Source organism: Halomonas sp. DP1Y21-3, assembly GCF_019801245.1.
In the GTDB taxonomy this organism is placed as follows: Bacteria; Pseudomonadota; Gammaproteobacteria; order Pseudomonadales; family Halomonadaceae; genus Halomonas; species Halomonas litopenaei.
This window is the reverse complement of record NZ_JAHVJM010000003.1, coordinates 675,352-701,605: the sequence shown is the minus strand read 5'-3', so window position 1 is coordinate 701,605 and position 26,254 is coordinate 675,352. Positions and strand designations below refer to the sequence as shown.

Annotated in this window: 30 protein-coding genes; 20 read left to right on the top strand and 10 right to left on the bottom strand. The window is 65.5% G+C overall.

The genetic code is table 11. From position 1 onward, the window contains the following. Positions 1-47 precede the first annotated feature (47 nt). The 5 genes from KUV74_RS11795 to KUV74_RS11775 all read right to left on the bottom strand — a co-directional run bounded on the left by KUV74_RS11795 (position 48) and on the right by KUV74_RS11775 (position 4,948). On the bottom strand, positions 48-791 hold the full coding sequence (locus tag KUV74_RS11795) for an aspartate/glutamate racemase family protein (RefSeq protein ID WP_222516388.1): 744 nt from the start codon (positions 789-791) through the stop codon (positions 48-50). Between the two features lie 126 nt (positions 792-917). Then, positions 918-2,198 carry a TRAP transporter large permease gene (locus KUV74_RS11790; protein WP_108132155.1) on the bottom strand — a complete coding sequence of 427 codons (1,281 nt, stop codon included), beginning with the start codon at positions 2,196-2,198 and terminating at the stop codon, positions 918-920. Then, the gene (locus KUV74_RS11785) at positions 2,195-2,770 is read right to left on the bottom strand and encodes a TRAP transporter small permease (RefSeq protein WP_052704322.1); all 576 of its coding nucleotides are present in this window, start codon (positions 2,768-2,770) and stop codon (positions 2,195-2,197) included. The genes KUV74_RS11790 and KUV74_RS11785 overlap by 4 nt, the downstream gene beginning before the upstream one ends. Next, complete coding sequence (locus KUV74_RS11780) at positions 2,767-3,762, bottom strand: TRAP transporter substrate-binding protein (RefSeq protein ID WP_222516387.1); 996 nt, start codon at positions 3,760-3,762, stop codon at positions 2,767-2,769. The genes KUV74_RS11785 and KUV74_RS11780 overlap by 4 nt, the downstream gene beginning before the upstream one ends. A 478-nt stretch (positions 3,763-4,240) precedes the next feature. Further along, a complete protein-coding gene (locus tag KUV74_RS11775; protein ID WP_045992404.1) occupies positions 4,241-4,948 on the bottom strand; it encodes a GntR family transcriptional regulator in 708 nt (235 codons plus the stop codon). Positions 4,949-5,384: 436 nt separating this feature from the next. On the opposite strand from KUV74_RS11775, the gene KUV74_RS11770 reads away from it, so the two are divergent. The 6 genes from KUV74_RS11770 to KUV74_RS11745 all read left to right on the top strand — a co-directional run bounded on the left by KUV74_RS11770 (position 5,385) and on the right by KUV74_RS11745 (position 11,419). Continuing rightward, positions 5,385-6,119 (top strand): aspartate/glutamate racemase family protein, encoded by a 735-nt coding sequence (locus tag KUV74_RS11770; RefSeq protein WP_222516386.1) that lies wholly within the window; start codon positions 5,385-5,387, stop codon positions 6,117-6,119. A gap of 83 nt (positions 6,120-6,202) precedes the next feature. Then, positions 6,203-7,276 (top strand): TRAP transporter substrate-binding protein, encoded by a 1,074-nt coding sequence (locus KUV74_RS11765; protein ID WP_222516385.1) that lies wholly within the window; start codon positions 6,203-6,205, stop codon positions 7,274-7,276. 74 nt (positions 7,277-7,350) lie between these two features. Further along, entirely contained in the window at positions 7,351-8,079 is a 729-nt protein-coding gene (locus KUV74_RS11760; protein ID WP_222516384.1) for a TRAP transporter small permease subunit, read from the top strand. Continuing rightward, positions 8,076-9,377 carry a TRAP transporter large permease gene (locus tag KUV74_RS11755; protein WP_083970360.1) on the top strand — a complete coding sequence of 434 codons (1,302 nt, stop codon included), beginning with the start codon at positions 8,076-8,078 and terminating at the stop codon, positions 9,375-9,377. The genes KUV74_RS11760 and KUV74_RS11755 overlap by 4 nt, the downstream gene beginning before the upstream one ends. A gap of 44 nt (positions 9,378-9,421) precedes the next feature. Next, positions 9,422-10,903, top strand: a complete 1,482-nt coding sequence (gene hydA / locus KUV74_RS11750; RefSeq protein ID WP_222516383.1) for a dihydropyrimidinase — start codon at positions 9,422-9,424, stop codon at positions 10,901-10,903. A gap of 291 nt (positions 10,904-11,194) precedes the next feature. After that, positions 11,195-11,419 carry a hypothetical protein gene (locus tag KUV74_RS11745; protein ID WP_222516382.1) on the top strand — a complete coding sequence of 75 codons (225 nt, stop codon included), beginning with the start codon at positions 11,195-11,197 and terminating at the stop codon, positions 11,417-11,419. A gap of 438 nt (positions 11,420-11,857) precedes the next feature. Here KUV74_RS11745 and KUV74_RS11740 read toward each other — a convergent pair whose 3' ends face one another. The 3 genes from KUV74_RS11740 to KUV74_RS11730 all read right to left on the bottom strand — a co-directional run bounded on the left by KUV74_RS11740 (position 11,858) and on the right by KUV74_RS11730 (position 13,694). After that, positions 11,858-12,442 (bottom strand): DUF4202 domain-containing protein, encoded by a 585-nt coding sequence (locus tag KUV74_RS11740; protein ID WP_108448671.1) that lies wholly within the window; start codon positions 12,440-12,442, stop codon positions 11,858-11,860. A gap of 56 nt (positions 12,443-12,498) precedes the next feature. Next, positions 12,499-12,870, bottom strand: a complete 372-nt coding sequence (locus tag KUV74_RS11735) for a hypothetical protein (RefSeq protein ID WP_222516381.1) — start codon at positions 12,868-12,870, stop codon at positions 12,499-12,501. Between the two features lie 275 nt (positions 12,871-13,145). Beyond that, positions 13,146-13,694: an outer membrane beta-barrel protein gene (locus tag KUV74_RS11730; RefSeq protein WP_052704403.1), complete on the bottom strand. Its 549-nt coding sequence runs from the start codon at positions 13,692-13,694 to the stop codon at positions 13,146-13,148. Between the two features lie 247 nt (positions 13,695-13,941). Here KUV74_RS11730 and KUV74_RS11725 point away from each other — a divergent pair, with 247 nt between their 5' ends. The 4 genes from KUV74_RS11725 to KUV74_RS11710 are packed head-to-tail and all read left to right on the top strand — an operon-like array spanning position 13,942 to position 16,851. Beyond that, positions 13,942-14,082 carry a hypothetical protein gene (locus KUV74_RS11725; protein WP_181248609.1) on the top strand — a complete coding sequence of 47 codons (141 nt, stop codon included), beginning with the start codon at positions 13,942-13,944 and terminating at the stop codon, positions 14,080-14,082. Next, on the top strand, positions 14,082-14,801 hold the full coding sequence (locus KUV74_RS11720) for a metal ABC transporter ATP-binding protein (protein WP_213229372.1): 720 nt from the start codon (positions 14,082-14,084) through the stop codon (positions 14,799-14,801). The genes KUV74_RS11725 and KUV74_RS11720 overlap by 1 nt, the downstream gene beginning before the upstream one ends. Beyond that, a complete protein-coding gene (locus tag KUV74_RS11715; RefSeq protein WP_108132148.1) occupies positions 14,802-15,704 on the top strand; it encodes a metal ABC transporter permease in 903 nt (300 codons plus the stop codon). 40 nt (positions 15,705-15,744) lie between these two features. Then, positions 15,745-16,851: a metal ABC transporter solute-binding protein, Zn/Mn family gene (locus KUV74_RS11710; RefSeq protein ID WP_222516380.1), complete on the top strand. Its 1,107-nt coding sequence runs from the start codon at positions 15,745-15,747 to the stop codon at positions 16,849-16,851. Between the two features lie 150 nt (positions 16,852-17,001). Here KUV74_RS11710 and KUV74_RS11705 read toward each other — a convergent pair whose 3' ends face one another. After that, positions 17,002-17,967 carry an ABC transporter substrate-binding protein gene (locus tag KUV74_RS11705; protein WP_108132146.1) on the bottom strand — a complete coding sequence of 322 codons (966 nt, stop codon included), beginning with the start codon at positions 17,965-17,967 and terminating at the stop codon, positions 17,002-17,004. A gap of 166 nt (positions 17,968-18,133) precedes the next feature. Between KUV74_RS11705 and KUV74_RS11700 the strand changes: the two genes are divergently transcribed. The 10 genes from KUV74_RS11700 to thiE all read left to right on the top strand — a co-directional run bounded on the left by KUV74_RS11700 (position 18,134) and on the right by thiE (position 25,349). Further along, positions 18,134-18,478, top strand: a complete 345-nt coding sequence (locus KUV74_RS11700) for a hypothetical protein (RefSeq protein WP_045993496.1) — start codon at positions 18,134-18,136, stop codon at positions 18,476-18,478. A gap of 240 nt (positions 18,479-18,718) precedes the next feature. Next, complete coding sequence (locus tag KUV74_RS11695; protein ID WP_240184218.1) at positions 18,719-19,165, top strand: C40 family peptidase; 447 nt, start codon at positions 18,719-18,721, stop codon at positions 19,163-19,165. A 91-nt stretch (positions 19,166-19,256) separates the two neighbouring features. Next, on the top strand, positions 19,257-19,895 hold the full coding sequence (locus KUV74_RS11690) for a peroxiredoxin (protein WP_108132145.1): 639 nt from the start codon (positions 19,257-19,259) through the stop codon (positions 19,893-19,895). Positions 19,896-20,142: 247 nt separating this feature from the next. After that, entirely contained in the window at positions 20,143-21,189 is a 1,047-nt protein-coding gene (locus tag KUV74_RS11685; protein WP_045993498.1) for an ABC transporter substrate-binding protein, read from the top strand. Further along, entirely contained in the window at positions 21,186-21,947 is a 762-nt protein-coding gene (locus tag KUV74_RS11680; RefSeq protein WP_108132144.1) for an ABC transporter permease, read from the top strand. Before KUV74_RS11685 ends, KUV74_RS11680 begins: the two co-directional genes overlap by 4 nt. Next, positions 21,935-22,723, top strand: coding sequence for an ABC transporter ATP-binding protein (locus tag KUV74_RS11675; RefSeq protein WP_083970481.1), 789 nt, complete (start codon positions 21,935-21,937; stop codon positions 22,721-22,723). Before KUV74_RS11680 ends, KUV74_RS11675 begins: the two co-directional genes overlap by 13 nt. Next, positions 22,720-23,055 (top strand): hypothetical protein, encoded by a 336-nt coding sequence (locus tag KUV74_RS11670; RefSeq protein ID WP_222516379.1) that lies wholly within the window; start codon positions 22,720-22,722, stop codon positions 23,053-23,055. The genes KUV74_RS11675 and KUV74_RS11670 overlap by 4 nt, the downstream gene beginning before the upstream one ends. Before the next feature lie 337 nt (positions 23,056-23,392). Next, positions 23,393-23,680, top strand: coding sequence for a hypothetical protein (locus KUV74_RS11665; protein ID WP_045993501.1), 288 nt, complete (start codon positions 23,393-23,395; stop codon positions 23,678-23,680). Positions 23,681-23,828: 148 nt separating this feature from the next. Beyond that, positions 23,829-24,647 carry a hydroxyethylthiazole kinase gene (thiM, locus tag KUV74_RS11660; RefSeq protein WP_222516378.1) on the top strand — a complete coding sequence of 273 codons (819 nt, stop codon included), beginning with the start codon at positions 23,829-23,831 and terminating at the stop codon, positions 24,645-24,647. Positions 24,648-24,686: 39 nt separating this feature from the next. After that, a complete protein-coding gene (thiE, locus tag KUV74_RS11655) occupies positions 24,687-25,349 on the top strand; it encodes a thiamine phosphate synthase (protein ID WP_301271164.1) in 663 nt (220 codons plus the stop codon). Between the two features lie 46 nt (positions 25,350-25,395). Here thiE and KUV74_RS11650 read toward each other — a convergent pair whose 3' ends face one another. After that, a complete protein-coding gene (locus tag KUV74_RS11650) occupies positions 25,396-25,950 on the bottom strand; it encodes a cytochrome b/b6 domain-containing protein (protein WP_222516376.1) in 555 nt (184 codons plus the stop codon). Positions 25,951-26,254 lie beyond the last annotated feature (304 nt).

Here is a 26,254-nt window from a genome sequence, read left to right as displayed (position 1 = left end):
GTTGTACTTGTTGTGGTGATGCCTGCCAGGGTGACAGTGGCGGAGGGTCAGCGCCGGCCGATCAGCGTTGCCACATCCCTGCTCAAGCCCTTGTGCGGCTTGTCGGGGGGTGCGGCGTAGCTGCCGACGGTGGCCTTGGCGCGGCCGAGATCGACCAGCGCCTGGGCCTGGGTGATGGCGCAGGTCACGCCGTCCAGCGCCGGCACCGGCAGCTCGGCGGCGACCTGGCGGGCCAACCCCGCCAGCGGGGCCCCGGCCAGGATCAGCACGTCGGCGCCATCCTCTCTGACCGCCTGTTCGGCCAGCTCGATCAGCCGCCCTCCCTGGTCCTGCTGCACGCTACCGATGGCCGCAAGGGGTTCGTCCAGGGCGCGGATACTGGCCAGCCGCGAGCCCAGGCCGTAGCTGTCCACGGTTTCGCGGTACCAGGCCTGGATGCGCTGGGAGATGGCGATGATCGAGAAACGCCCGCCGTACTGACAGGCGCTCATCAGCGCCGCTTCGGTCAGCCCCACCACCGGGATCGGCAGGGCCTCGCGCAACGCGGGCAGACCGGGATCGCCGAAGGCGGCCACCACCACGGCGTCGTGGCCGGGGTAGCGCTCGGCGGCGAGACCCAGGGTCGCATAGCCGCCGATCAGCGCCTCGGCGCGGGTCTCGATATAGGCCACACCGAAGGGCGCGGTGGCGACGCTCAGTTCGCTGCCCGGGCGCAGGCTTGCCTGTGCTTCACGCTCGATCAGCGCGCTGACGTCGTCTGAAATATTGGGATTGATGACCAGAAGCTTCATGGCAGTCTCTTTGTGGTGGGCCGGTCCGAGGCGCCGAATGCGAAACCTCGGCCCTTTCGTAGCTTGTCGTTCGGTCGATGCCGTACTTCAGTCGCCAGTACCTCGATCATTCAGTACCTCGATCATTCAGTACCCCAGTGCCCGCGGCAGCCAGGTGACCAGCGAGGGGAAGGCGATACACGCCACCAGCACCACATACTGAAAGACGATGAAGGGCCAGGCGCTCTTCATCAGCTCGTTCAGGCTGATATTGGAGATGCCGCACATCACGAACAGCAGCACCCCCACCGGCGGCGTCATCATGCCCACCACCAGGTTCATCACGAACAGAAAGCCGAACAGCAGCGGATCGATGCCGTAGGACAGCGCGATCGGTGCCAGCAGGGGCACCAGCATGATGTAGGCGGCGTTGGACTCGACGAACATGCCGACCAGGATCAACAGCCCCATCACCAGCAGCAGGAACATCAGCGGGTCGCTGGTCAGTCCCTGCAGGGCGCTGGTCAGTCGCATCGGCACCAGATCGATGGTGAAGGCAAAGGTCATGGTCGAGGCGAAGGCGATCAGCGCCCCCACCATGGCTGCGGTGACCGCGGCGTTGAACATCGCCCGCGGCAGGTGCGACAGGCGTAGCTGGCGGGTGACGAAGAAGCCGATCACCAGCGCGTAGAGCACGGCGATGCCGGCCCCCTCCGTCGGGGTGAAGGCACCGGCGACGATGCCACCGACCACGACGATCGGCATCAGCAGAATGGGCAGCGCCCGCCAGGTCTGCACCAGCACGTGGCGCAGCCCGATGACTCCGCCGGCCAGCGGATAGCCACGGCGCATCGACAGGAAGCTGGCCAGGCCCATGAAGCCCAGCGCCAGCACCAGCCCCGGCACGATACCCGCCATGAACAGCCCGCCTACCGAGACGCTAGAGCCGGCCATCAAGGCGTAGACGATCATCGCATTGCTGGGCGGGATGATCGCCCCCAGGTTGGCCGCCGAGGCGACCACCGCGCTGCTGTAGCCGGTGTCGTACTGCTGACGCATGGACGGCACCAGCGAACTGCCCAGGGCGCTGGCACTGGCCACCGCCGCCCCGCTGACCGCCGCCAGCACCATGCCGGCGACGATCGCCACGTGGGCGAGCCCGCCGTGGACGCGGCCGATCAACGAGTTGGCGAAGTCGACCAGGCGCTGAAGGATCCCTGCCGCCACCATCAACTCGCCGGCCAGCATGAACAACGGAATCGCCATCAGCGGAAAGCTGTCCACCGAGTGCATCATGCGCTGTGGCAGCACCGCCAGGTCCATGCCGCCGACGACCAGCCCCACCAGCGAGGCAAGGCCCAGGGCAAAGGCCAGCGGCATACGCAGAAGCGCCAGTACCGCAAAGCTCAGAATAATCGCCAGGGTCATGGGCGCACCTCCTCACCTCGGTCATGGCCTGAGTCGGGTCCAGCCGGGGCGGAAGGCAGCGGCTCAAGCTCCAGGCACTGGGCGATCAGATGCAGCGCACAGTGGATCGCCGAGATCAGCACCGCGATATAGAACACCGCCGCGGTGATCGGCATGGTTGGCATCAGCTGCGGCCACTTGTCGATCACCGCACCGGTTCCCACCACCCCCAGGATCACCATCAGTACCACCCCCAACGCCGCCATCAGCTGGGCCAGCCGGCGCTGGGCGCCGGCGGGCAGGTGGCTGACAAGGGCATCGATACCGACGTGGATGCCACTCTTGATACCGTGGGGAATGGCCAGAAAGATCGCCCATACAAAGCACAACCGGGACAGCTCATCGGCGGAGTCGATACTGGTGCCGAGCAGGTAGCGTGCCACCACCTGGGCGCACACCAGCACCGTCATCAGGCCCATGGCCAGCAGGATGGCGTAGTAGGAGCCACGGTCCAGCCACGCCAGCAGATGCAGGAAATGGCGCCGAACCGGATGGCCCGCGTGGGCCTCCAGGCGTTGCCAGGCCCGTGTCATGCCCCCAGCTCCTCGAGCACCTTGTCGACCAGCTCAGCGCCGAGCTTTTCGCGCAGATCATCCACTACGCTCTGGCTGGCCTCGCGCAGGGCCGCGCGGGTCTCGTCGCTGATCGGAGTGAACTGCATGCCGCGCTCGATCAGGGTCTCGCGGGCCTGGGTATCCTCGGCCGCCGCGGTCTCGCGCTGCCAGGCCACCGCCTCGTCCATGGCCGCCATCAGGGTGGCACGCTGGTCGTCGCTCAGGTCCTCGAACTTGTCGCGATTGGCGACCACCACGATGTAGTCGTAGAAGTGTCCGGTATCGGACAGGTACGGCTGCACCTCGTCCAGACGCTTGGTCTCGATGATGCTGTAGGGGTTCTCCTGGCCATCGAGCACCCCCTGCTGCAGCGCACCGTAGACCTCCTTGATGTCCATCGACACCGGATTGGCACCGATGGCGCGGAAGGTGTCCAGGTGGGTCTGGTTGGGCTGCAGGCGGATCTTCAGGTCCTGAAAGTCCTCGATCGACTCAAGCGGCCGCTCGGCGTTGGTGACGTGGCGGAAGCCGAGTTCCATGTAGCCCAGCGCCACGAACCCGGCCTCGGCCAGTTTCTCGTCGAGCAGCTCGCCGACCTCGCCGTCGATCAGCGCAAAGGCGTCCTCGCGGCTGTCGAAGGCGAACGGCAGGCTCAGCGCCTCGAGTTCCGGCACGGTACGCGACAGGTAGGAGATGCCGATCCAGCTGCCCATGATGGCGCCGGAACTGACCTGATCGAGATTCTCGCCGGCACCGCCAAGCTGCATGTTGGGGAACAGCTGGGCGGTCAGATCGCCATCGCTCTGCTCCGCCAGGGTCTCGGCGAAGCGCGCCATGGCGCGACTGCTGGAGTGATCATCGGTGAAGTTGCCGCCAAAGCGCAGGTCTTCTGCCTGGGCCAGCAGCGGTGTGCAAAGACCCAGGGCCAGCGCGCCGGCACCCAGCAGGGAAAGACGGGAGGGAGTCGTCATGTCGCAATCCTTGTTGTTGGTATTGGGTAAGGAATCGGTGATGGAACGCTCAAGCGAGCCCACCTGCTTTGACCTTAGTCGAACACACTAAAGAATTCCAAATCTTGAATACTATTTTTTTTAAAAACTTTATTTATCAGATAGTTGTTGTTTTCACATTCAGCAAGAAGCGACTTATGACATGCGGAGGCCATGCGACAGGAGATCTTCCGGGCGCCGAGCCGTGGGTGGCGAACCATGGGTGGCGAACTATGGGTGGCAAGCCGTGCACGGCGGGGAGTGTCCGGTAGCAAGGAGCAGTGGGCCCAAGCCCCTTGGTGCAGGGCTTGAGGGGAGGCTCGAAGGGAAAAGAGCCCTGGGAAAAGGGGCTCGAGGGCAAAGGTTTGGGAGAAAGCGTTCGGGAGAAAATGTTCGGCAGAAAGGGTTCGGGGGACGGCGCGGCCAGCACCTGCAGCCCCGCGCCAGGCAACGCTCGCGGTCAGTCGTCGCCAGCGTTGTCGGGCAGCCCCTGCAGCACGGCCTGGCCGGTCTTGCGCATGTGCAGGCTCAGGGCCTCGGACAGCGCCTGGGCGTCCCGCGCCTCAAGCGCCTCGACGAAGTAGCTGTGCTCGCGAGCGGACTCCTCCCAGCGGCTGGCGTCCAGGTTGGCCATGTAGCGCGCCCGGGTAATACGCAACGTCAGCGATTGCTCCAGGTCTTTCAGCACCCGATTGCCGGACAGGTCCGCCAGACGCTGGTGAATGCGTTGATTGAGGGCAAAGTAGCGCTTGCGCTGATTGTCCGCGAAATAGCCCATCATCTCGTCATGGAGTCGGCGGATCTCGGCGATGTCGGCATCAGAGGCGCGCACCGCCAGCAGGTTGCCCGCCAGCGACTCCAGTGCCGCCATGACCTCGAACAGATCACGTACCTCGTCACGATCCACCCTGGTCACCCGGGCCCCACGATGGGGCAGCATCTCGACCAGGCCTTCGCTGGCCAGCACCTTGAGCGCCTGGCGCAGTGGCGTCGGCGACACCCCAAAGGCCTCGCACAGGGGTTTTTCCGCGATCCGGCTGCCGGGGGCCAGCTCTCCTTCCAGTACCATTTCGCGCAGGCGCTCGGCCACCGCCTCATAAAGGCTCGAGCGCTTGAGCGGCGCCGGGCGAGGCGGTGACAGCACGTCCTGATCCAGGGACTCGTTCATGGCGGCTCCTTTTGCTCCTCGGTGCTCCTGGGTGCTCATGCTGGCTGCTTGCGGAGGACTGGGGCGTCGCTTCAGCCCACAGCGCCCTGGAGCGGGCACCCACTGCTCAGCACGCCGACCATCGACCACCAGCACTCAACAAAGCGCTGAAATCAAAGTTATTTCCACACCCCATCGAAGATCCCAAGGCGCGGATTCCACGATGGTGGCCAGGCGTCCACTGCCACTTTCACAGCAAGATGTCATGGCGATTGATGCAGTGTACTTGCAAAAACTCGACGTTATGCAATGCTGAAAAGGTCGTAGAAATTTGGAATTCCGAATTTCTTTCAAGATTCAGTGTAGCGCGCCACAGGCAAGACCGGCCACCGCCGATACGCCTCCGGGGCACGCCCCACACAACAACAACACGACCTTGCACAGGATCGCCACGCCCATGCAACGCACCCTTCTCGGAATGCTGACCCCCTCGTCGAACACCGTGCTGGAGCCTTACACCAGCGCCATACTGCGGGACCTCATGCCAGCGGTCAGTGCCCACTTTCAGCGCTTCACGGTCAAGGAAATCTCGCTGAGCGAGGCGGCCCTGGCCCAGTTCGACCCCGCACCACAGCTTGACGCCGCCCGCCTGCTCAGCGATGCCCGCATGGACGTGATCGCCTGGAATGGCACCTCCTCGAGCTGGCTCGGGTTCGACGCCGACCGCCGCCTGTGCGCCGCCATCACCGAAGCCACCGGCATACCGGCGACCAGCAGCGTGCTGGCGCTCAACGAGGTGCTCGAGCGCACCGGGGTCAAGCGTCTAGGGCTGGTCACCCCATACCTTGACGACATCCAGGCCGCCATCGTCGACAACTACCGGCGTGAAGGAGTCGAGGTGGTGGCCGAGCGTCACCTCAACGACCGCGGCAACTTCTCGTTCTCCGAATACGATGAGCAGACCCTGGCCGAGATGGTCCGCGAGGTCGCCCGAGCAGAGCCGGAGGCGATCACCATCCTGTGCACCAACCTGCGCGGGGCCGGCATCGTCGAGGAGCTGGAGCGGGAGCTCGGTATTCCCATCTACGACTCGGTCAGCGTCACCGTGTGGAAGAGCCTACTGCTGGCAGGCAAGGACCCGAGCGCCATCAACGGCTGGGGCCAGCTGTTTCACGACCCTCGGCTCGGCTGACACTCCCCCGCCCCTCTCCACAGAAACAGCAATAGCAACATCAGCACCTGCAACAACCACCAACAACAAGATGAGGTTCTCCCATGACGACTCCCTCCCTCGTGACGGCGACCCGCCGGCTTACCCTCGGCGCCCTGATCGCCGCCCCCCTGCTGGTGGCCACCAGCCAGGCCCAGGCCGAAACCCTGCTGCGAGTAGCCGGCAATTTCTCCGGCAACAAGCTGCACGTGGACAACGTGGAGCGGCCCTTCTTCGCCGAGCTCGATGCCCGTGACGACCTGGCGGTGAGCTACAACCCGATGGACGCCATCGGCGTGGAAGCCGCGGACGCCCTGCGCAACATACGCTCCGGTGCCTTCGACGTGATGTCGGTGCAGATCGGTATGGCCTCCCGCGACGAGCCGTTCTTCGAGGGCATCGATCTGGCCGGGGTCACCGCCGACCTGGACCAGCAGCGCGAGGCGGTGGACGCCTTCCGCGCCGACTTCGACGCCCGCCTGCAGGAACGCTTCAACGCCAAGCTGATGACGCTGTGGCCATTCGGCCCGCAGATGATGTTCTGTAACGGTGACATTAACGGTGCCGACGACCTGGCGGGCAAGAAGGTGAGGGTGTTCACGCCGTCCATGTCACGGCTGGTGGAAGGACTCGGCGCGGTGCCGGTGACGCTGCAGTTCAGCGAGGTCTACCTGGCGCTGCAGCGCGGCGTCGCCGACTGCGGAGTGACCGCACCGTCGGCCGGCAGTAACGGAAAGTGGCCGGAAGTGACCGATCACTTCGTACCGCTGCCGTTGTCCTACTCGGTGCAGGGCCACTTCATGAACCTGGACACCTGGAACGGCTTCGACGCCGAGCAGCAGGCGTCGCTGAGCGAGGCCTTCGCCCGCCTCGAGGACCAGATGTGGGACCTGGCCTACACCGTCAACGACGATGCCATCGCCTGCAATACCGGTCAGCCGAGCTGCGAGAACCACACCGCCTACGACATGACCCTGGTGGACATCGACGAGGACTCCCGCGCGCGCATCGAACAGATCACCTCCGAGGCGGTGCTGCCGGTGTGGGCGGAGACCTGCGACGCCCGCTACCCCGAGTGCACCGCGCTGTGGAACGCAAGCGTCGGCGAGGTCACCGGCCTGAGCGCCAGCGCGCCCTGAGCGGCGGCTGATCGACCCTGTCGCCCACGACCAGGGGCCGCCCATGCGGCGGCCCCGTCCCCAGGAGCATCCCGATGTCCGATTCCCGTCCCTCCGGTGCGCATTCGCCACCCGACGCCAGATCGCCCGGCGCTGCATCCGCTGCCGCATCGATGGCTGTATCACCGGACTCCCGGCTCGACCGGGGACTTGCCCGTCTGTCCCGCGGTGCCGCTCTGGCCGCCGGCTACGGCGCGCTGTTGCTGTCTGCGCTGATCACCTTCGAGGTGCTGGCGCGCAAGTTCTTCGCCTTCTCGCTGCAGGGGGTCGACGAGATCGGTGGCTATGTGCTGGCTATCGGTGTCGCCTTCAGCTTCGCCTTCGCCCTGACCCAGCGCGCCCATACCCGGGTCGACGTCCTGCTGACGCGACTGCCGCCCCGGCTGCGCGCCCTGCTCAACCTGGTGGCGCTGGTGCTGTTGTGCGTGTTTTCGCTGTTTATGCTGTGGCGGGCGGGCGCGACCCTGGGCGAGACCCTGGAATTCTCCAGCCTGGCCAGCACCCCACTGCAGACCCCGCTGTGGATCCCCCAGTCGCTGTGGCTGATCGGGCTTTCGGTGTTCGCCATCGTCACCCTGCGAGCCGCCGTCCGGGCCGGAGTCCAGCTAACGCGCGGCCAGATCGGCGCGCTCAACGCCGGCTGCGACCCGCTCAGCGCCGATGACGAGCTCGACGAAGCGCGTCGCCACTATGTTGGCGCGAAGAGTGGCTCGCCTGGCCATTCGGCGGATGGCCAGATAGCCGGCCGGGAGAAGACACCATGATTTCCGTCACCGAGGTACTGCTGGGCTTTGCCCTGATGATTTCCATGATGGCGCTGGGCATCCATGTGGCGGTGGCCATCTTCACCACCGCCGCCCTCGGCGCCATGCTCTACCTGGGCACCCCGCTGCTGTTCTCCTTCGGCGACCTGTTGTGGGGCACCCTCAACGACTTCATCCTGACCGCCATTCCGCTGTTTATCCTGCTCGGCGAGCTGCTGCTGCGGGCCGGCATCACCGAGCGCATGTACTCGGCGCTGTCGGTGTGGCTCAACCGCCTGCCTGGCGGTCTGCTGCACACCAACATCGGCGCCTCATCGGTGTTCGCCGCCATGTCCGGCTCGTCGGTGGCCACCGCCGCCACCATCGGCACCGTGGCCCTGCCGGCCTTCGCTGAACGCGGCTACAGCGAGCGCCTGGCGCTGGGCACCCTGGCCGCCGGGGCGACGCTCGGCATCCTGATTCCACCCAGCATCAACATGATCATCTACGGGGCGATCACCAACACCTCCATCGGCGCCCTGTTTATCGCCGGTATCGTGCCCGGGCTTGCCCTGGCGGCCACCTTCATGCTGGTGATCATGGGCATGAGCCTGCTGCGCCCCGGGGTCGCCGGCGAGCGCGAGCCGCGCGTGCCGCTGGCCCAACGTCTGCGCTCGCTGGTCGATCTGCTGCCGCCGGCGTTCGTCTTCGCCATCGTCATCGGCAGCATCTACAGCGGCTGGGCGACCCCCACCGAGGCCGCCGCCCTGGGGGTGGTGGCAGCACTGCTGCTCGCGGCGCTCAACCGCAAGCTGACCATCGCCATGCTTCACGAGTGCTTTCTGTCCATGGCACGTACCACCGCCATGATCATGCTGATCATCTCTGCGGCGTTCTTTCTCAACTATATCGTCGGCATTCTCGGCATCCCCTTCGCCCTGACCCAGTGGGTCTCGGAACTGGGACTGTCGCCGCTGGGGCTGATCCTCGCACTGGTGGTGTTCTACCTGGTGCTGGGCTGCTTTCTCGAGACCCTGTCGATGATGATCGCCACCGTACCCATCGTGGTGCCCATGGTGGTGCAGTTCGGCTTCGATCCGGTGTGGTTCGGCGTATTTCTGGTGATCATGATGGAAATCTCGTTGATCACCCCGCCCATCGGCATGAACCTCTACGTGGTGCAGGGGGTGCGCGGACGCGGCTCGATCGTCGACGTGATGATCGGCAGCCTGCCCTTCCTCGCGGTGATGCTCGCCTTCGTCGCCCTGATCACCGCATGGCCGGCCATCGTGCTGTGGCTGCCGGGGGTGATGGGATGATCGGCGATATCCGCCACGCCTTGGCACCAAGCACCTGAACAACAATGAATAACTCCGGCGCGAGCCGGTCTCTGGAGAGCAAGATGCAACGCCTCGATACTCTGATCACCAACGCCACCGTGATCACCGCCGCCGACCGCTTTGTCGCCGATATCGGCATTCGCGACGGGCGTATCGTCGCCCTCGGCGAAGGACTCGCCGAGGGTGCAGGCCCAGTCGGCGAGACCATCGACGCCAGCGGCCTGTGGGTGATGCCCGGCGGCATCGACGCCCATTGCCACCTGGCCCAGCCGCTGGGTGACGGCGCGGTGATGGCCGATGACTTCGCTAGCGGTACCCGCTCGGCGGCGGCCGGTGGCACCACCACGGTGATTCCCTTCGCGGCCCAGTTCAAGGGACAGTCGCTGCGCGCGGCGGTGGAGGACTACCACCGCGAGAGCGACGGCAAGGCGATGATTGACTACGCCTTTCACATGATCGTCACCGACCCCAACCAGACGGTGCTGCGCGAGGAGCTGCCGGCGCTGATCGAGGAGGGTTACAGCTCGTTCAAGATCTACCTGACCTACGATGACCTGAAGCTCAACGACCGCGAGGTGCTCGAGGTGCTGGCGCTGGCCCGCCGCGAGGGCGCCATGGTCATGGTCCACGCCGAAAACGCCGACTGCATCGCCTACCTGACCGAACTGCTGGAAGCCCAGGGCCACACCGCCCCGCGCTACCACGCCGAGGCCCACTCCTCCATCGCCGAACGCGAGGCCACCCACCGCGCGATCTCGCTGGCCGAGCTGATCGACGTACCGCTGCTGATCGTCCACGTTTCCGGCCCCCAGGCGATCGAGCAGATCCGCTGGGCCCAGAGCCGTGGCCTGCGGGTCTACGGCGAGACCTGCCCCCAGTACCTGATGCTGACCGCCGATGACCTGGACCAGGACGGCTTCGAAGGCGCCAAGTGCGTGTGCAGCCCACCGCCCCGGGACCCGGCGGCCCAGCAGGCGGTGTGGGAGGCGCTGGAAAGCGGTGTTTTCCAGGTGTTCTCGTCGGACCATGCGCCCTTCCGCTACGAGGACGACAAGGGCAAGAAGCTGCATGGCGAGGAGGCGAGTTTTTCCTGCATCCCCAACGGTATTCCGGGGCTCGAGACGCGCCTGGCGATCCTGTTCTCGGAGGGCGTGGTCAAGCAGCGCATCGACGCCACCCGCTTCGTCGCGCTGACCGCCACCAACCCGGCCAAGATCTACGGCCTTTATCCGCGCAAGGGCACCATCGCCGTGGGCAGCGACGCCGACCTGACCCTATGGGACCCCGAGGCCCGGGTCACGGTGTGCAACGACGACCTGCACCACGCGGTGGACTACACCCCCTACGAGGGCCTGGAGCTGACCGGGCGGGTGGTCATGGCGCTGTGCCGGGGCCAGGTCGTCGCCCGCGACGGCAAGCCCTGCGGCCAAGCCGGTGACGGCCAGTTCCTGCGCTGCGACAAGCCCACCCCGGCAAGGCCCAGAGGGCAGGCCAAGGGGTTCTAGGGCTAGGTAATGGACGTGTTGTACGGTGGAACAATGTGTCCAGTCAAAAGGAAGGAGTCCCCTCGCCCGCGGCGAACAGAGGGCAGCGAAAGGAGCACGGCGAACAACGCCAAGTTGGCCAAGTTGCTCGCCCCCTTGTCTTTTCCACACGAGTCCCGGGGCGAGGGCCCAGTACCCCCGCCCGGGCGCTGGGCTGCACAGGTGCATCGCTTGTATGTCACTCAACCGGGATAGTATGAGAGGTGTCGCTTCCCCCGAGGCGATAGTTGTACTGTCGCGCGGAGGGCTACAATGGATAGAAGGCACCACGCCGAGAAAGCCTTGTGTGAAGCCATGGAAAAGATCATCGTCGGGATCATCGTCGGCCTGACCATAGGCGCCACGATCAACAGGCACGCCCCGGTGGGGCTGTTACTATTGGCTATAGGCCTGGCCACAGTGACCCTGGCGGGGATTGCCACTTACCTCGGCCATCTGCGCGCGGCCGAAGACGCCGCCAAAGGAGGCAGCTCATGAGTCACAATGCCGCCATCATTGTCCTGGGGCTCATGCCCGCCGTCGTTTTCGGCGTGAGCCTGCTACTGATTCGCTGGCGATACCGCTAGGGCTTGTCTGAAAAGTGCCTGCGCTCGGTAATACGGCGTTAAAAGTCGAATCAACATGCTCATTTACACCCCGTAAACTGCGCTGTCTCACCGATTTTTGCCTTGTCTAACCTTCGCTCGCCGACTTTTCGGACAGAGCCTAGCCTTCGATCTTCCTTCACGCTCACAGAGCCCGAGCCCTCGGCCACCTCTCGCCTCGTGGATTCTGGCGACAACACATCAGCCATATCAACAGAGTCGCGGCCTCCAGACAGCCAGGCGCCCATTCAATCGGTAAGCCCCTGGTACTGGCGCCCTTCCCAGGCTTTCGCGCCCCCCGGCTGCTTGAGCAGCCCACTTGCAACCCTGCCTACCCCAGCGCTTCCTCGACGATGGCGCGGGCCTCGTCGCTCATGGGCAGGCCCAATGCGAGCTGGTGGGCGGCGGGGGACATCTTCTTCCAGGTCATCTGGACGATGCGGATCAGGTGGTCGTGATCGACCTGACGCGAGAAGTCGGCGAAGTAGTTCTCGAGGAACACCAGGCAAGCGCAGTCTTCCACCGCCTGGGTGCCGGGGTCGCGCCCCAGTCCCTGCTTGCGGATCATCCGCGCCACCTCGTCGGCGTCGGCGTCGCTGTAGCCGCAGGCGCGCATCACCTCCGCCGCCAGTTGGCCGGCGCGCTTGCCCTGGTCACGTCGCCAGGTCAGGTAGCCGATGCGGCCCTCTTCATAGTCACTGCGCGGCACCTCCCAGCGCTTCAGGTGCTGGTTGTGCACGGCAAGCTGCACCAGCTCCGCTGCGTCGGGATCGAGACGCTCGAGCCAGGCGCTCATGCGCCCGGCGTGCCACAGCTCCTGGGGCTGTGACGCCCCGCCCACCTCCACGCGGCGAGGGTCCTCGGCATGCAGGGCGTCGAGCCTTGCCTGGGCCTGGTCGAAGGGCGTTGTCGTCATGGGATTCCTCGATGGCGTCGATGCGTTGCCATCATGGTAACGGTCTGACGGCCATCTCAGTAGTCTTGCGCCGTTCCATGGCCGCGCAGATGACGGCAGGCCAGCGCCAGCGGCAGCAGAAAGATGGCGAAGCACCACATCGCGGCGGCAACCAAGACGACAAGCAGGAGGCGCGTCCATGGACGCTCAAGGGAGGTCAGCAGCGGGCGAAGCCCCTCGAGCAATACGCCCAGCACCAGATCCATGCTCGGCAACAGCATGGCATTGAGCACCCCGGCCCAGATCGCCAGGTCGACGGGCACGCCATGGGGCACCAAGCTGACCAGCGCCAGCAGGGCCAGCACGAGAAGCGCCATCCATCGACAAATGCGGCGAGGTTCCGTCGACAGGGCGGGCAGCTGTGGGAACCGGTGGGGCAGCGTGAGCATGGGGAGCACCGAGCAGGAAGATATTCATACTCTATACTGCTCCTCCCCTACCCCCTTTGACTGACCTTTGTGTGCGTAATCACTTACAACACAATCAGCATGATCTACATCACGTTTTGCGCAATCCGTCCTCTGAACCGACGAAAAATCGTCAATCGACTAGTACCAACGGCCGATACGTGACGCCAAAACAGCGCAGGGCCGACGCTTTTGCGTCGGCCCTGCGGAGTAGAACGCACCTGATGGAAACCGGTACCTGAGTCGCATCAGCCAGGCTAGAAGGTATAGACCACGCTGCCGGTCAGGCTATCGACGTGCCCGATCTCGTCGGCATCGATGCGCTCGACCTCCAGACGCCCGGTCACATCGAACAGCTGCACCCGGGCGCCCAGCCCGAATACCGGGTCGGTGCCGGAATAGTCCTTGTTCAGGCCATTGCCGCTGCGGTCGGCGTCCCAGTCCGCCATGCCGGCCTTGCCGTAGACGCCGAAGGGACCAAAGCTGAAGCCCGCGATACCCATGGCCTGCAGGCTCTCCACCTCGAGCCGTGCCGAGGTGCCGTCGACCTCACCGTCGAGCTCACCGCCGTTGAGGTAGGACAGCTCCGCCCCCAGATCGAGGAAGGGCAGCCAGCCGAAGTTGTAGCCGGCAAAGACCTTGGCCGCCGACGCCTCGTCGTCAAAGTCGTCATCGCCCTGCATCTGGCCGGCGCCGACACCGACGTACAAGCCGGTACTGCCGCCCGCCACGCAGTGGGTCGACGTCAGCAGGGCCAGCCCAAGGGCCGCCCCGACCAGCGCCATCCGCCGCAATATCCGTGACATCCTGAAAACTCCGTAGAAACGTTGTCCTGTTGTGCGAGACCAAGCACACCTGACACTTTATTTCAGTCTATCGTGGGAAGACATTCTTTGCAGTACCGATTGTAGGAAAGTTCCACGCCTGCCTCGAACGCTCTGGCGGCTACCTCAAGTGGATGGCCCGAGGGAGGGAAGTCGTGGAATCCCAGTTATTGTTATGTTATAACTTTCAACCATTTTGCTCGACCGATTCGCCCCGGAGCTATCCTGCATGACCCATCGTCACCGCCCCGAAGGGCCTTGCCACTTCTCGCTGATGTCCCTGTCCATGCGGCGCCGACTGATGCTGGTGCTGATTCCCCTGCTGCCACTGTGGCTGGCGGTGTCCTGGTCCGCCGGATGGTGGCACTGATGTCACGCCTCGTCTTGCATGATCTGCAGTTGGCACGCGGCGGGCGCACCGTGCTCGAACATCTCGAGGGGCGCTTTCAGGATGGCGCCATCACCGCGCTCATCGGCGCCAACGGCGCCGGCAAGAGCACCCTGATCCAGGCCATCATGGGCGACTTGACGCCGGTCGCGGGCCGCGTCGAATGCGCCGTTCCGGCGCCGCGCCGCGCCTGGCTGCCGCAGCAGTTGGCGCTGGACCTGAGTTTCCCGATGAGCGTCGAGGAACTGATCATGACCGGCACCTGGCCGAGCCACGGTGCCTTCAAGGGCTACTGCGCCGCTCACTATCGCCGTGGGCGCGAGATCATGGAACGCCTGGGCATCTCACGGCTGGCCCACCGCCCGCTGGGCGAGCTGTCCGGAGGCCAGCGCCAGCGAGCCCTGATCGGTCGGACGCTGATGCAGGAAGCCGAACTGCTGCTGCTCGATGAACCCTTTGCCAACGTCGACGTCGATACCGTCGAGATGCTGATGGACGTGCTGCGCGAGATGGCCGAACAGGGGGCGACCCTGATCATCGTGCTGCACGACATGGAGCAACTGGCACGCCTGGCCGATGACGTCCTGATCCTGTCCCAGGGCCACGGCCGCTGGGCCACGCCGGATGCCCTGGTGGAGCGTCACACCGGTCAATTGACCCGCCCACCTCGACTGCCGCTGACCTTTCCTGGATCTGTCTGAATGCTCGACTCGCTGCTTTCCACCCTGTACCTGTGGCTGATCGCCCCTTTCGACTATGCCTTCATGAGCCGTGCCCTGCTGGCCAGCCTGGCGCTGTCGCTGGCGGCGCCGCCGCTGGGGGTCTTCCTGATGCTGCGCGGCATGAGCCTGATCGGCGACGCCATGTCCCACGCCATCCTGCCCGGCGTTGCGCTGGGTTTTCTGATGGCCGGTTTCTCGCTGCCCATCATGAGCCTTGGCGGCATGCTGTCAGGGCTATTGATCGCGCTGTTGGCCGGCAGCGTGTCCCAGCTCACCGGCCACCGGGAAGACTCGGCCATGGCGAGCTTCTTCCTGATCTCGCTGGCGGCCGGGGTAATGCTGGTCGCCCTGGGCGGCAGCAGTGTCGATCTGACCCATGTGCTGTTCGGCTCCATTCTGGCGGTGGACACCACCGCCCTGGTGCTGATCACCGGCATCAGTAGCCTGATCGTGATCACCCTGGCGGTGATCTTCCGCGCCCTGGTGGTGGAATGCCTCGACCCGCTGTTTCTGCGCAGCCAAGGCACCAGAAGCGGTCTGGTCCACGGTGTCTTCCTGGGACTCGTCGTGCTCAACCTTACCGCCGGGTTTCAGACCCTGGGCACGCTGATGGCGGTCGGTCTGATGATGCTGCCGGCCACCACCGCTCGCTTCTGGAGCACGCGCCTCGAGGGCCTGATAGTGCTGTCGGTGGTGATCGCGCTGGGCGCCAGCCTCGGTGGCCTGCTGATTTCCTACCACCTGAGCCTGCCCTCTGGACCGGCCATCATCCTGCTGGCCGGTGTGGCCTATCTGCTGTCGGCGCTGTTTGGCCGCCAGCACAGTCTTTCTGCTCGCCTTCGTCGTCGCGCCACACCGCTGCGCGCCGACGACCACGCCTGACGCGCCCCGCCTTCCCCTGACCAACCGGAGATCAACGTCCATGCCACTGTCACTGCCTCATGCCTTCGTCAAACGCCACGCCTGGATTGCCCTGACGGGACTCGCCCTTGGCCCCCAGGCCGTGGCAGACGAGCCCACCCAGGTGGTCGCCAGCTTCAGTGTATTGGCCGACATGGTACGCAACGTCGGCGGCGACAGGGTCGAGGTCACCTCGCTGGTCGGCCCCGACAGCGACCCCCACGTCTACTCCCCTCGCCCGACCGACGCCAGGGCCCTGGCCGAGGCAGACCTGGTGGTGCTCAACGGCCTGCAGTTCGAGGGCTGGATGACGCGCCTGCTCGACGCCAGCGGCTATCAGGGCAAGACCGTTGTCGCCACGGACGGAGTGCCGCTGCTGGCCTATGGCGGCCAATCACTGCATCGCCAGGACGAGGAAGGGGACGAGCACGACGGCCACGACCATGACAGCCATGAAGAGCACGACGGCCATGAAGAGCACCGCGGACACGGTGATCACGACAGCCATGAAGACCATGAAGATCACGACGGCCACGATGATCACGACAGCCACGACCATGGCGAGTACGACCCCCATGCCTGGCTCGACCTGTCGGCAGGACTGATCTATGTCGCCAATATCCGCGACGGACTGATCGCCGTCGACCCTGACAACAGCGAGCACTACGCGTCCAGGGCCGACAGCTACATGGAGGATATCCAGGCGGCCCACGACCAGGTGCTCGCGCTGCTCGACGACCTGCCGGAACACGCCCAGGTCATCGTCGGCCACGACGCTTTCGGCCACTTCTCTCGGGCCTACGGCATCGACTTCCTGTCGCCGGTCGGTCTGTCCACCGAAGCGGAACCGTCAGCGGCAGATATCGCGCGCATGGTGGACGTCATCCGTGAACGCCAGATTCCGGCGCTGTTTGTCGAGAACATGTCCAGCCCGGCGCTGATGGAACAACTGTCCGAGGAAACCGGCGTGCCCATCGCCGGCTCACTCTACAACGGCGCCCTGTCCGAAGAAGGGATGACGTCTCACTACCTGGGAATGATCCTGCACAATGCCGAGGTGCTGCATCAGGGGTTGGTCGATGCCGAGGGTCATGACGATAGCCACGATGGCCACGACCACGACCACTGATCCTGTCATCACGACCCGCTCGCTCGACAGCTCGAGTGGACGCCACACGTCGTCCTGTCGACCTGCAGAAAACAAAGGACCGCCCTGGGGCGGTCCTTTCGTCTTTCGCTCCAAACGGCGGTCTTCAGTCGACGCTTGAGGCAACCGACATCAGGCTTCGGGGATCTCCAGTGCATCGCGCACCACGGGCCAGGCCTCCTCGCCGTCGCGCGTGGTGACCCCCTCGAGGAAGCCCTTGGTCTCCTCGGGGTGTTCACGCAGCCAATCGACGGCAACCGCCTCCGGCTCGCGCTCTTCGTAGCTGAAGCCACGGATCATGGCGCTCTGGTCATCGGCGGTAAACACCAGCTGATCGAGCAGACGGGTGGCATTGGGGTGGCTCTCGGCGAACTCGCTGCGCACCAGGGTGCGCACGTCGCTGCGGCCGCCTTCCGGGCCCCACATGTCCTCGGGGTCATCCAGATAACGCACGTCGAACTCGATGTTCATCCAGTGCGGGGTCCAGGCGGCGAACACGATCCACTCTTCACGATCGATCGCCGCGTCCACGGCGCTCAGCATGCCTGGCGTCGAGGTCTCGGACAGGTTCCAGTCACCCAGACCGTAGGTGTCCTCATCCACGGCGCTGTTGAGCGAGTCGCTCATGCCGGAGCCCACCTCGATGGAATAGATGGTGCGGTCCAGCTTGTCGGCAAACTCTTCCTTGTCCAGATCCTCCGCCGTTTTCACGCCGGCTTCGTAGACGTAGGTGGGTACGGCAAAGCCGAGGCGCGCACCGTCGACGTTGTTGCCAAGGTCCTCGAGCTTGGACTCGCCATCCTCGAAGCTGGCGTCGTACATGCCCTGCTGGGCCGGCAACCAGGCCGCCAGAAAGGCGTCGAGCTCTCCCTGGCGCAGGGCCTGATAGGTGATGGTGGAGCCCAGCTCTTCCTGGACCGGCTCATAACCCAGGGTCTCGAGCAGGGTGGATGCCAGGGCCGTCTTGACCGTTACACCGGGCCAGGCGGGCACGGAAAAACGAACCTGGGCATCTTCCTGGTCCTGAGCATGGGCGCCGAAGGAAGCCGCGAGCGCAATCGAGGCCGCCAGGGCCAAGGGCATGGAATGGTGTCGCATGGTTCACCTGTCGATAGCTGTAGAAGCCATCAACCATACCGGCTCGGCACACCGCCTCAAGAACGCGCCTTCAACGACTGGGTCACGGCACCGCACTTACCTGTTTGCCAGAAGTCCTTTGCTGGACCAGTCTTAAGAGGCCCGTTTCGCCGGAGGAAACACCAAGATGGCTGACATCGACTACACCCTGGAGCGCCAGATTACCCTCAAGGCACTCGCCAAGGCCTTGTCCCGCGGGTTTTCGCCCATCGTCGAGGTGGAGTCGATGGATGGCATCTACACGGTGCGCTTTCATCACGCCAACGGCACCACAGAGCTTGCCGACGACAAGGGGCGAACCCGCACCTTTCTCGGCACCGGCGAGATCCGCGAGTTGCTCGGCGGCGTCGGCCTGACCCATGGCGTCCTGACCTGGACCGATCAGTGCGGTGACGAGATGATCGGCGTGGAGGGCAAGGCCATGACCCCCGACGAGATGCTGGCCAACGGCACACGCATCTCCTTTCGTTAGGGGGCACGTATCTCCTGTCGTCAGGGGGCATCGGCCTGTCGGTCGCGTCCGCGCCTGGTCGCCTGGTCGCCTTGTCGTTGTCGTTGTCGCTACGCCTGCGGCGCCAGCGACACATTAGGCCTCGGCCCCCTTGGCCTGCCTGGTAGGGCAGAGTACCGTAGAGGGCGCCTCGTCTGTGCAGGGAAAGCCGCAATGACCACTTCGATGCCGTGGTACACCAGGTCCTCTTGGACAGCCCTGATGGCACTGCTGCTGGTACTTCTGGGGGGCTGTGCCTCGGCCCCGCTGAGCACCGATGACGGCGGCCAGGGACTGTCCATGGAACGTGCCCTGATCCTGTCCGAGGCGCGCAGCGCCGTCGGCACCCCCTACCGGTTCGGCGGCAACGATCCGCGCGGGCTGGACTGTTCCGGCCTGGCCCAGATGACGTATTCCCGGGCGGGTATCCCCTTGCCGCGCTCATCCCGGGAGCAATACCGGCGCCTGCCGCCCATCGACGAGGCACGGCCGGGTGATCTTCTGTTCTTCGCTACCGGCAAGGGTCCCGGGGTCAGCCATGTCGGCATCTACGCCGGCGACGATGTGATGATCCACGCGCCCGGACGCGGGCGAACGGTCACCACCACCTCGCTGTCCATAGACTATTGGCAGGATCGCTTCGTCGGGGCAGCCGCGCCGGCGCCCTGACGCTCGCTGCCACGAGGCCGCGCCCCGGTCTCACCGATCGACCCGTCGGGTCCGTCCGGGCCCGTCGCCATCAACCGCCAAGGAGACGACCATGACGCTACGACTGGGTGATACCGCACCGGACTTCACACAGGAAAGCACCGCCGGCACCATTCACTTTCATGAGTGGGCCGGTGACAGCTGGGTCATCCTGTTCTCTCACCCCAAGGACTTCACCCCGGTGTGCACCACCGAACTCGGGGAAGTGTCGCGCCTCAAGGGCGAATTCGACAAACGCAACGCCAAGGCCATCGGCCTGTCGGTGGATCCCATCGAGGATCACCACGCCTGGGCCGGCGATATCGAGGACACCCAGGGCCACGGGCTCAACTTCCCGCTGCTCGCCGACGCCGATCGCAAGGTCAGTGACCTCTACGACATGATCCACCCCAACGCCAACGACACCCTGACGGTGCGAAGCGTATTCATCATCGATCCGGCCAAGAAGGTGCGCCTGACGCTGACCTACCCGGCCAGCACCGGACGCAACTTCGACGAGATCCTGAGGGTGCTGGACAGCCTGCAGCTGACCGACGGCTACAAGGTGGCGACCCCGGTGAACTGGAACCATGGCGACCGTTGCATCATCGTGCCTGCCGTCTCCAACGACGAGGCCAAGACCCTGTTCCCGGAAGGCTGGGACGAACAGCGTCCGTACCTGCGTTTTGTCAAACAGCCCGGCAAGAAGTAAGGACGGAGCAGGCAAGACGTAAGGACAGAAGTGTCCGAGGGAGGGACGAGCAGCGCCCCCTCTCTATCTACCGCTACGTCAGACAGCCTGTCCCCTCAGCGATGGCCGCCCCCGGGCGGCCATCGTCGTGTCGGCGTCTTCCGACGCCTAATAAGCATATAACGGATTGATCGCACGCCTGCGTGTCGCCCTCGTCCCCCGATCGTTATCATGCTGATCATTAACTTCATTGCTCCGGGAGGGCTCCATGCCCCAGCTCCTTTACCGCTGGCTGACCGCCGCCGCCCTGCTTCTGCCTGGTACCGCCATCGCCGCCGACGAAGGTCCGCTGGAGGTTGGTTATATGCCGATCCTGCCGGTGGCTCAGCTATTCGTGATGGAGGGCGAAGGCTGGACCGAAGAGGCCGGTCTGGAACTTGAGCTGACACGCTTTTCCAGCGGGCCGGCGATGGTCCAGGCGCTGGCCTCGGGTGATCTCGACGTCATGTACTTCGGTATCGGCCCGGCCATGGTGGCTCGCGCCAACGGGGTACCGATCAAGGTACTGGCGGCCGCCATCCAGGAGCAGATCGGCCTGGTCGCCCGCGGCGAACTGGCCAGCCTGATGGCCGACGCCGACCCGGCCCAGGCCATCGCCGACTTTACCGAGCGCGAAGGCCGTCGGCCCAAGATCGCCACCTTCCCCAAGGGCTCGGTACCCGACACGGTATTGCGCTACTGGCTGGACGAACGCCTGGGCATCGGCAGTGACGCCGTCGAGATCGTCGCCATGGGCGCCGATCGTGTCCAGCAGGCGCTGCTGGCCGGTGCAGTGGACGCCGCCTCGACCCTGGAGCCGATACTCTCCACCGTGACCGAACGCCTCGACGACGCCCAGATCGTGGCCCACGCCTCGGACATGTTGCCGGGTCAACCCGGCGCGGTGCTGGCAGCACGCGAAAGCCTGCTCGAACAGCGCCCCGATGCCGTCAGCACCTTGCTCGAACTTCACCTGCGAGCGACCCACGCCCTGGTCGATACGCCACAGCAGGTCGCCCCCTCGGTGCGCGAGTTCGTCGGCAAGCGTCTGGTGCCGCTGGAAACCGTAGAGGCTGCACTGTCCTCGCCCTTCGCCAACTACGGCGCCGATCCCCACGCGATCGTCGAGGGCACCCGCACCATGCATGACTTCCAGCTGGCCAACGGCACCCTCAAGCAGGGCCTCGACATCGACACTCTGTTCGACACCCGCTGGTACGACGACCTGACCGCAAGCGCTGACGCAGACGCCGAAGAAGGCGACACGAGCCCATGAAGTCGGTATCTCGTAGCCGGCGCACCGGCCTCGGTGCGCTGGGGCTCGTCGCCTTTGTGGCACTCTGGGAGATCTCACTGCGCCTGGGGCTGCTGCCCGGCAATCTGGTTCCGCTGCCCTCTGCGATCCCGACGGTCTTCTGGGGCGAGGTGGTCGACGGCATCTGGTGGGAAGTCGTCAGCTCGAGCCTGTCTCACTACAGCGTAGGGGTGGCCATCGGCTCGCTGGCAGGTATCGCCATGGGCGTGGCGGCGGCCCTGCTGCCGGTATTCGACGCCCTGCACGCCTGGCTGGCGCGCCTGCTGCGCCCGATCCCGCCACTGGCCTGGATCCCCTTTGCCATCATCTGGTTCGGGATCACGCCATCGGCGGCGGCCTTCATCATCAGTATCGGGGTGTTCTGGATCAACTACTTCGCCAGCTACAGCGCGGTGCGTGCGGTGGACCCCGGCTATGACGAGGTAGCCAGGGCCTTCGGCCAGGGTTCGCTGCTGGCCCGCCTGACCAAGGTCAGCCTGCCCGCGGCAGCCCCCGGCATCCTCGGTGGCCTGCGCGCCGGCCTCGGCCAGGGCTGGATGACCGTGGTCGCGGCCGAACTGTTCGGCATTCCCGGCATCGGCCAGCGCATGATGGAGGCCTCGGGCCTGCTGGCCACCGATATCGTGGTGGTCTACATGCTGACCATTGCCGCGCTCTACGCCCTGTTCGACCTGGGCTTTCTGCATCTGCAAAAAAGGCTGCTGATATGGACACCCTGACAGCCGAACGCAACGCCGACGCCTGCGTGCTCAAGGCCCATGACCTGGCGCTGGGCTTCGGCGGCCAGCGCGTGCTCGAACATGTCGACCTGCGCCTGGCTCCACGGGAGTTCATCGCCATCGTCGGTGCCTCCGGGGTCGGCAAGTCGACCCTGCTGCGGGCACTCTGCGGCCTGCTGCCGGCGGTGGCAGGCGAGCGCTGGCTGGACGAGAGCCCACGTGATGGAGCGCGGCCCTGGTCGATGGTCTTCCAGGCGCCACGGCTGTTTCCCTGGCGACGCATCCGCGCCAATGTGGCGCTCGGGCTAGAGGGACTGGGGCTGTCCCGGGACGAGCGCCAGCGCCGCGCCCTTGCGCCGCTGGAGCTGGTCGGCCTGGGCGACATGGCCGAGCGTTTCCCCTCCACCCTGTCCGGCGGCCAGCAACAGCGTGTCGGCATCGCCCGGGCGCTGGCGGTAAAGCCCCGGGTGCTGTTCATGGACGAGCCCTTCTCGGCGCTGGATGCGATCACTCGCCGTCGCCTGCAGAACGAGTTGATCGACCTGCGCCAGCGCACCGAGGCCGCCATCGTCTTCGTTACCCACGACATCGAAGAGGCGGTGCTGCTGGCAGACCGGGTGATGGTGCTCGGTGGACATCAGGGCGGGGCCCCGGCGCGGGTCATCGACACCCTCGAGATCACGCTGCCCACCGACAATCGCCGTGAGCATTCCGACTTCGGCGCCCAGGTCCATCATCTGGAAACATTGATCGGCGCCGCCCCGGAGGCGTCATGAGCGATACCGGCCTGCCCCCCCGCGAAGCGGGTGATTCACGCTTGAAGGTGATGCTTCACGCTCCCTGCGCCGAGAGCCTTGCCCGCGCCAGGCGCAATGCCCGCAACCTCAAGGCCGCCAGCCCCGACGCCGAGGTGCTGATCATCACCAACGCCGGCGGTGTGGCCGCCGCCGTCGCCACCCCGGACGACACCGACGTGTGGTTAAGACTGTGTCGCAACAGTCTCGACGCCCAGGGCATCGTCGACACCCGGGGACTGGCCATCGTCGAGGCAGCGGTACTCACCCTGGCCGAGGGCCAGCGCCAGGGCTGGGCCTATATCCGCGCCTGACGCACGCGTTTGATCCACGTCCAGACAGACCGCCTTGGCAGGAGGCCATTGCGGTCGCCCTTGCAGATCACCCTTGCAGGTCGCCCTTGAAGGCGAGGACGGAGCCAGGCGCGACGCGCCCTCTGCCCCCCAAGATTCCCACGCTCTGCCAATGGCGTTCGACCAATGTCGCAGCTCGCCGACTGAACATTTTGCAGATTCGCGCATCAGACCTTGTCACAAATCTTTCAATAAAGCTTAAGCGCGCGTTAAGGCAAAGCCGCTACGCTGCAGCCCTAGCGATGGTGTCAGTAGTTGTCTTCTGGCCCGCCCCCTGCACCGACAAGGAATTCCGAACATGCCCTTCCTACAGCAGGTCTCCCGTACTCGCCCCCGCTTCGCCACCAAGGGGCTTCTTCGTATCTCTCTGGCCCTGGTCGGCGGCCTCGCCCTGATGGCCTTCTGGTCGTCCATCAGCCTGCCCCTCGGCAGCCTCAGCCTGATTCTCGGTGGCCTCGCCCTGTGGCCCCGAACCGCAAGCTCGGAGCGTCGAGACGACGCCACAGACAGCGGCAACGGCGTACCGGTTCGCGAGCTCGCCCTCGCCGCCCTGGGGGTATTGATCGCACTGCAACTGCTGGGCTGACGCCCGGCGAGCTGTCGCGGTTCACCGTCTCCCGGCTCAAGGGGGATATCTCAGGCCATCGCCGCTTTACAGCGGCGCGCAGTGACCGGATCATGACTCCCTGCAAGGCGACCCTCACCGCCTTCGTCCAACGCCAGGGAGGCCTGTCATGACGACGACACTCACCGGCGCCGACATCGGCGCACGGCTGACCCGGCTGCGCCAGGCGGCGCCGCTGGTCCATAGCCTGACCAACTACGTGGCCATGAACAGCGCCGCCAATGTGCTGCTGGCCGTGGGCGCTTCACCGGCCATGGTCCATGCGCGTGAGGAAGCGGCCGAGTTCGCGGCATTGGCCGACGCTGTGCTGATCAATATCGGTACGCTCTCGCCTCACTGGGTCGAGGCCATGACCGAGGCTGCCACCAGTGCCGGCGAGCACCAGACCCCCTGGGTGCTCGACCCCGTTGCCGTTGGCGCCACCGCCTATCGGCGAGAGTCGGCCGCCAGGCTGCTGGACTTGAGGCCCAGCGTCATTCGCGGCAACGCCTCGGAGATCATCGCCCTGGCCGAGGACGGTCTTGGCGGGCGCGGCGTCGACTCCACTGCCGCCAGCGACGACGCCGTGCAGGCGGCCGTCGCCCTGGCCCGGCGCCAGGAGGCGGTGGTAGCGGTAACCGGTGAGGTCGATCTGGTCACCGACGGCCGGCGGCTGGTGCGCGTGCCCGGTGGACACCCGCTGATGCCCCGCGTGACGGCGCTGGGCTGCGCCCTGTCCGGTGTGGTCGCGGCCTTTCTCGCCGCCGATCAGGATCCGCTGGTCGCCACCTGCGCGGCCCTGGCCTGTTATGGCGAAGCCGGCAGTCGCGCCGGCCGCACCGCCCAGGGTCCTGGCAGCTTCGCCGTCGCCTTTATCGACGCCTTGCATCAGCTCAATCCCGAGACGCTGTTACGGCGGGAACCTCTCGCCATCGAGTCTCTCGACTGACCCGACCGCCCTACCCGATTCATGTACCAGGAGCCCCTCGTGACCCACTCTCCTCGACGCCTTGATGCGCGCCTGTTCGACCCCCGCAGCCTTCGCCTCTATCTGGTCACCGACCCCGGGCTGTGCGCATCCATGGGGATTGAAGCGACGGTGGAGGCGGCGGTACGCGGCGGAGTCAGCCTGGTGCAGCTACGTGACAAGACCGCCAGCGATGACGAACTGGTGCAACTGGCGCGCCGACTGAAACCGGCGCTGGCCGAACACGGGGTTCCTCTGGTCATCAATGACCGCGTCCAGGTCGCGCTAAAGGCACAGGTCGACGGCGTGCATCTGGGGCAGGACGACGGCGACGTGGGCGAAGCCCGCCGCCTGCTTGGCGAGACGGCGATCATCGGCCTATCGGTGCAGCACCCCGACCAGCTGTCGCGCCTGGATGTCCAGGCACTGGACTACCTGGGACTCGGACCGGTATTCGCCACGCCGACCAAGAGCGACCACGCCACGCCGCTGGGCTTCGATGGTCTTGCCTCGCTGGTGGCGGCGAGCCCGCTGCCCAGCGTGGCCATCGGCGGGCTCAAGCGCGAGCACGCCTCGGCGGTGCGTCAAAGCGGCGCCGATGGCATGGCCGTGGTCTCCGCCATCTGCGGCCAGGCGGACCCGGCGTGCGCCGCGAGGGACCTGCTGACGGCCTGGGAAGGCTGAACCGGCCTGGGAGCCCGGCCAGGCAGCCCACCGCCGAACGCGACCCTCAGACGCGAGGCCTGACCCTTCGACGCCCATGGACCATTGCGGCGATCAGGTTGTCGCCCAGTCGTCGCCCCTCCAGGATGGCACCGCCCACGTGCAACGGCACCAGACACAGTACCGCCGTGGCGAGGCCCTCGTGCAGCTCCTCCATCCAGTGCACATCGTGGAAACGCTCGGTGTGCACCATCAAGATGCCGGTGGTACCGAGCCCCACCAGCAAGGCCAGCATCAGCAACATCATCACCGCCCCCAGCGGGGTATGGGTGATGCGCTGAGACGAACACTCTTCCTGTGCTGCGGCCTGTTTCTTGAGTACCGCCCCAAGGCGCGAGGGTGTCGGCCAGAAGCTCGACCAGCGCGCCGACCAGGGCCCCACCAGTCCCCAGACGAGACGCAGCCCTATCAGCCCCATCAGGGTGTAGCCGATATAACGATGAGGGCCAATTTCGGCGTAATTGAGGGCAAACCCCAGCACCAGCGCCCAGTGAAAGACGCGGACCAACGGGTCCCACACCTTGATCTGCCGGCCTTTTGAATGTGACGGAATCGATGCCATCGTCCTGCTCCCTGAAGGTGATACGCCTTGTCGCGTAACAGGCAGCCTGACGGCAGCAACTTAAGGCAAGCTTAGGCGCTGTCCGAAAAGTCGACGAGCGAAGGTTAGACAAGGCAAAAATCGGTGAGAAAGCGCAGTTTACGGGGTGTAAATGAGCATTTTGACCGGGCTGGCGCACCAGCCGATTTTTAACGCCGTATTACCGAGCGCAGGCACTTTTCAGACAAGCCCTAGGACGGCAAGCGCCTCCCCCCAAGGCGACGTGATGTCGGTCAACCTCCTGGTCCTTCCATCCGATCAAGCG

Coding starts and splice junctions, on each gene's coding strand:
- KUV74_RS11795 (WP_222516388.1), bottom strand. CDS start 791: ATGAAGCTTCTGGTCATCAATCCCAATATTTCAGACGACGTCAGCGCG.
- KUV74_RS11790 (WP_108132155.1), bottom strand. CDS start 2,198: ATGACCCTGGCGATTATTCTGAGCTTTGCGGTACTGGCGCTTCTGCGT.
- KUV74_RS11785 (WP_052704322.1), bottom strand. CDS start 2,770: ATGACACGGGCCTGGCAACGCCTGGAGGCCCACGCGGGCCATCCGGTT.
- KUV74_RS11780 (WP_222516387.1), bottom strand. CDS start 3,762: ATGACGACTCCCTCCCGTCTTTCCCTGCTGGGTGCCGGCGCGCTGGCC.
- KUV74_RS11775 (WP_045992404.1), bottom strand. CDS start 4,948: ATGAACGAGTCCCTGGATCAGGACGTGCTGTCACCGCCTCGCCCGGCG.
- KUV74_RS11770 (WP_222516386.1), top strand. CDS start 5,385: ATGCAACGCACCCTTCTCGGAATGCTGACCCCCTCGTCGAACACCGTG.
- KUV74_RS11765 (WP_222516385.1), top strand. CDS start 6,203: ATGACGACTCCCTCCCTCGTGACGGCGACCCGCCGGCTTACCCTCGGC.
- KUV74_RS11760 (WP_222516384.1), top strand. CDS start 7,351: ATGTCCGATTCCCGTCCCTCCGGTGCGCATTCGCCACCCGACGCCAGA.
- KUV74_RS11755 (WP_083970360.1), top strand. CDS start 8,076: ATGATTTCCGTCACCGAGGTACTGCTGGGCTTTGCCCTGATGATTTCC.
- hydA (WP_222516383.1), top strand. CDS start 9,422: ATGAATAACTCCGGCGCGAGCCGGTCTCTGGAGAGCAAGATGCAACGC.
- KUV74_RS11745 (WP_222516382.1), top strand. CDS start 11,195: ATGGATAGAAGGCACCACGCCGAGAAAGCCTTGTGTGAAGCCATGGAA.
- KUV74_RS11740 (WP_108448671.1), bottom strand. CDS start 12,442: ATGACGACAACGCCCTTCGACCAGGCCCAGGCAAGGCTCGACGCCCTG.
- KUV74_RS11735 (WP_222516381.1), bottom strand. CDS start 12,870: ATGCTCACGCTGCCCCACCGGTTCCCACAGCTGCCCGCCCTGTCGACG.
- KUV74_RS11730 (WP_052704403.1), bottom strand. CDS start 13,694: ATGTCACGGATATTGCGGCGGATGGCGCTGGTCGGGGCGGCCCTTGGG.
- KUV74_RS11725 (WP_181248609.1), top strand. CDS start 13,942: ATGACCCATCGTCACCGCCCCGAAGGGCCTTGCCACTTCTCGCTGATG.
- KUV74_RS11720 (WP_213229372.1), top strand. CDS start 14,082: ATGTCACGCCTCGTCTTGCATGATCTGCAGTTGGCACGCGGCGGGCGC.
- KUV74_RS11715 (WP_108132148.1), top strand. CDS start 14,802: ATGCTCGACTCGCTGCTTTCCACCCTGTACCTGTGGCTGATCGCCCCT.
- KUV74_RS11710 (WP_222516380.1), top strand. CDS start 15,745: ATGCCACTGTCACTGCCTCATGCCTTCGTCAAACGCCACGCCTGGATT.
- KUV74_RS11705 (WP_108132146.1), bottom strand. CDS start 17,967: ATGCGACACCATTCCATGCCCTTGGCCCTGGCGGCCTCGATTGCGCTC.
- KUV74_RS11700 (WP_045993496.1), top strand. CDS start 18,134: ATGGCTGACATCGACTACACCCTGGAGCGCCAGATTACCCTCAAGGCA.
- KUV74_RS11695 (WP_240184218.1), top strand. CDS start 18,719: ATGGCACTGCTGCTGGTACTTCTGGGGGGCTGTGCCTCGGCCCCGCTG.
- KUV74_RS11690 (WP_108132145.1), top strand. CDS start 19,257: ATGACGCTACGACTGGGTGATACCGCACCGGACTTCACACAGGAAAGC.
- KUV74_RS11685 (WP_045993498.1), top strand. CDS start 20,143: ATGCCCCAGCTCCTTTACCGCTGGCTGACCGCCGCCGCCCTGCTTCTG.
- KUV74_RS11680 (WP_108132144.1), top strand. CDS start 21,186: ATGAAGTCGGTATCTCGTAGCCGGCGCACCGGCCTCGGTGCGCTGGGG.
- KUV74_RS11675 (WP_083970481.1), top strand. CDS start 21,935: ATGGACACCCTGACAGCCGAACGCAACGCCGACGCCTGCGTGCTCAAG.
- KUV74_RS11670 (WP_222516379.1), top strand. CDS start 22,720: ATGAGCGATACCGGCCTGCCCCCCCGCGAAGCGGGTGATTCACGCTTG.
- KUV74_RS11665 (WP_045993501.1), top strand. CDS start 23,393: ATGCCCTTCCTACAGCAGGTCTCCCGTACTCGCCCCCGCTTCGCCACC.
- thiM (WP_222516378.1), top strand. CDS start 23,829: ATGACGACGACACTCACCGGCGCCGACATCGGCGCACGGCTGACCCGG.
- KUV74_RS11650 (WP_222516376.1), bottom strand. CDS start 25,950: ATGGCATCGATTCCGTCACATTCAAAAGGCCGGCAGATCAAGGTGTGG.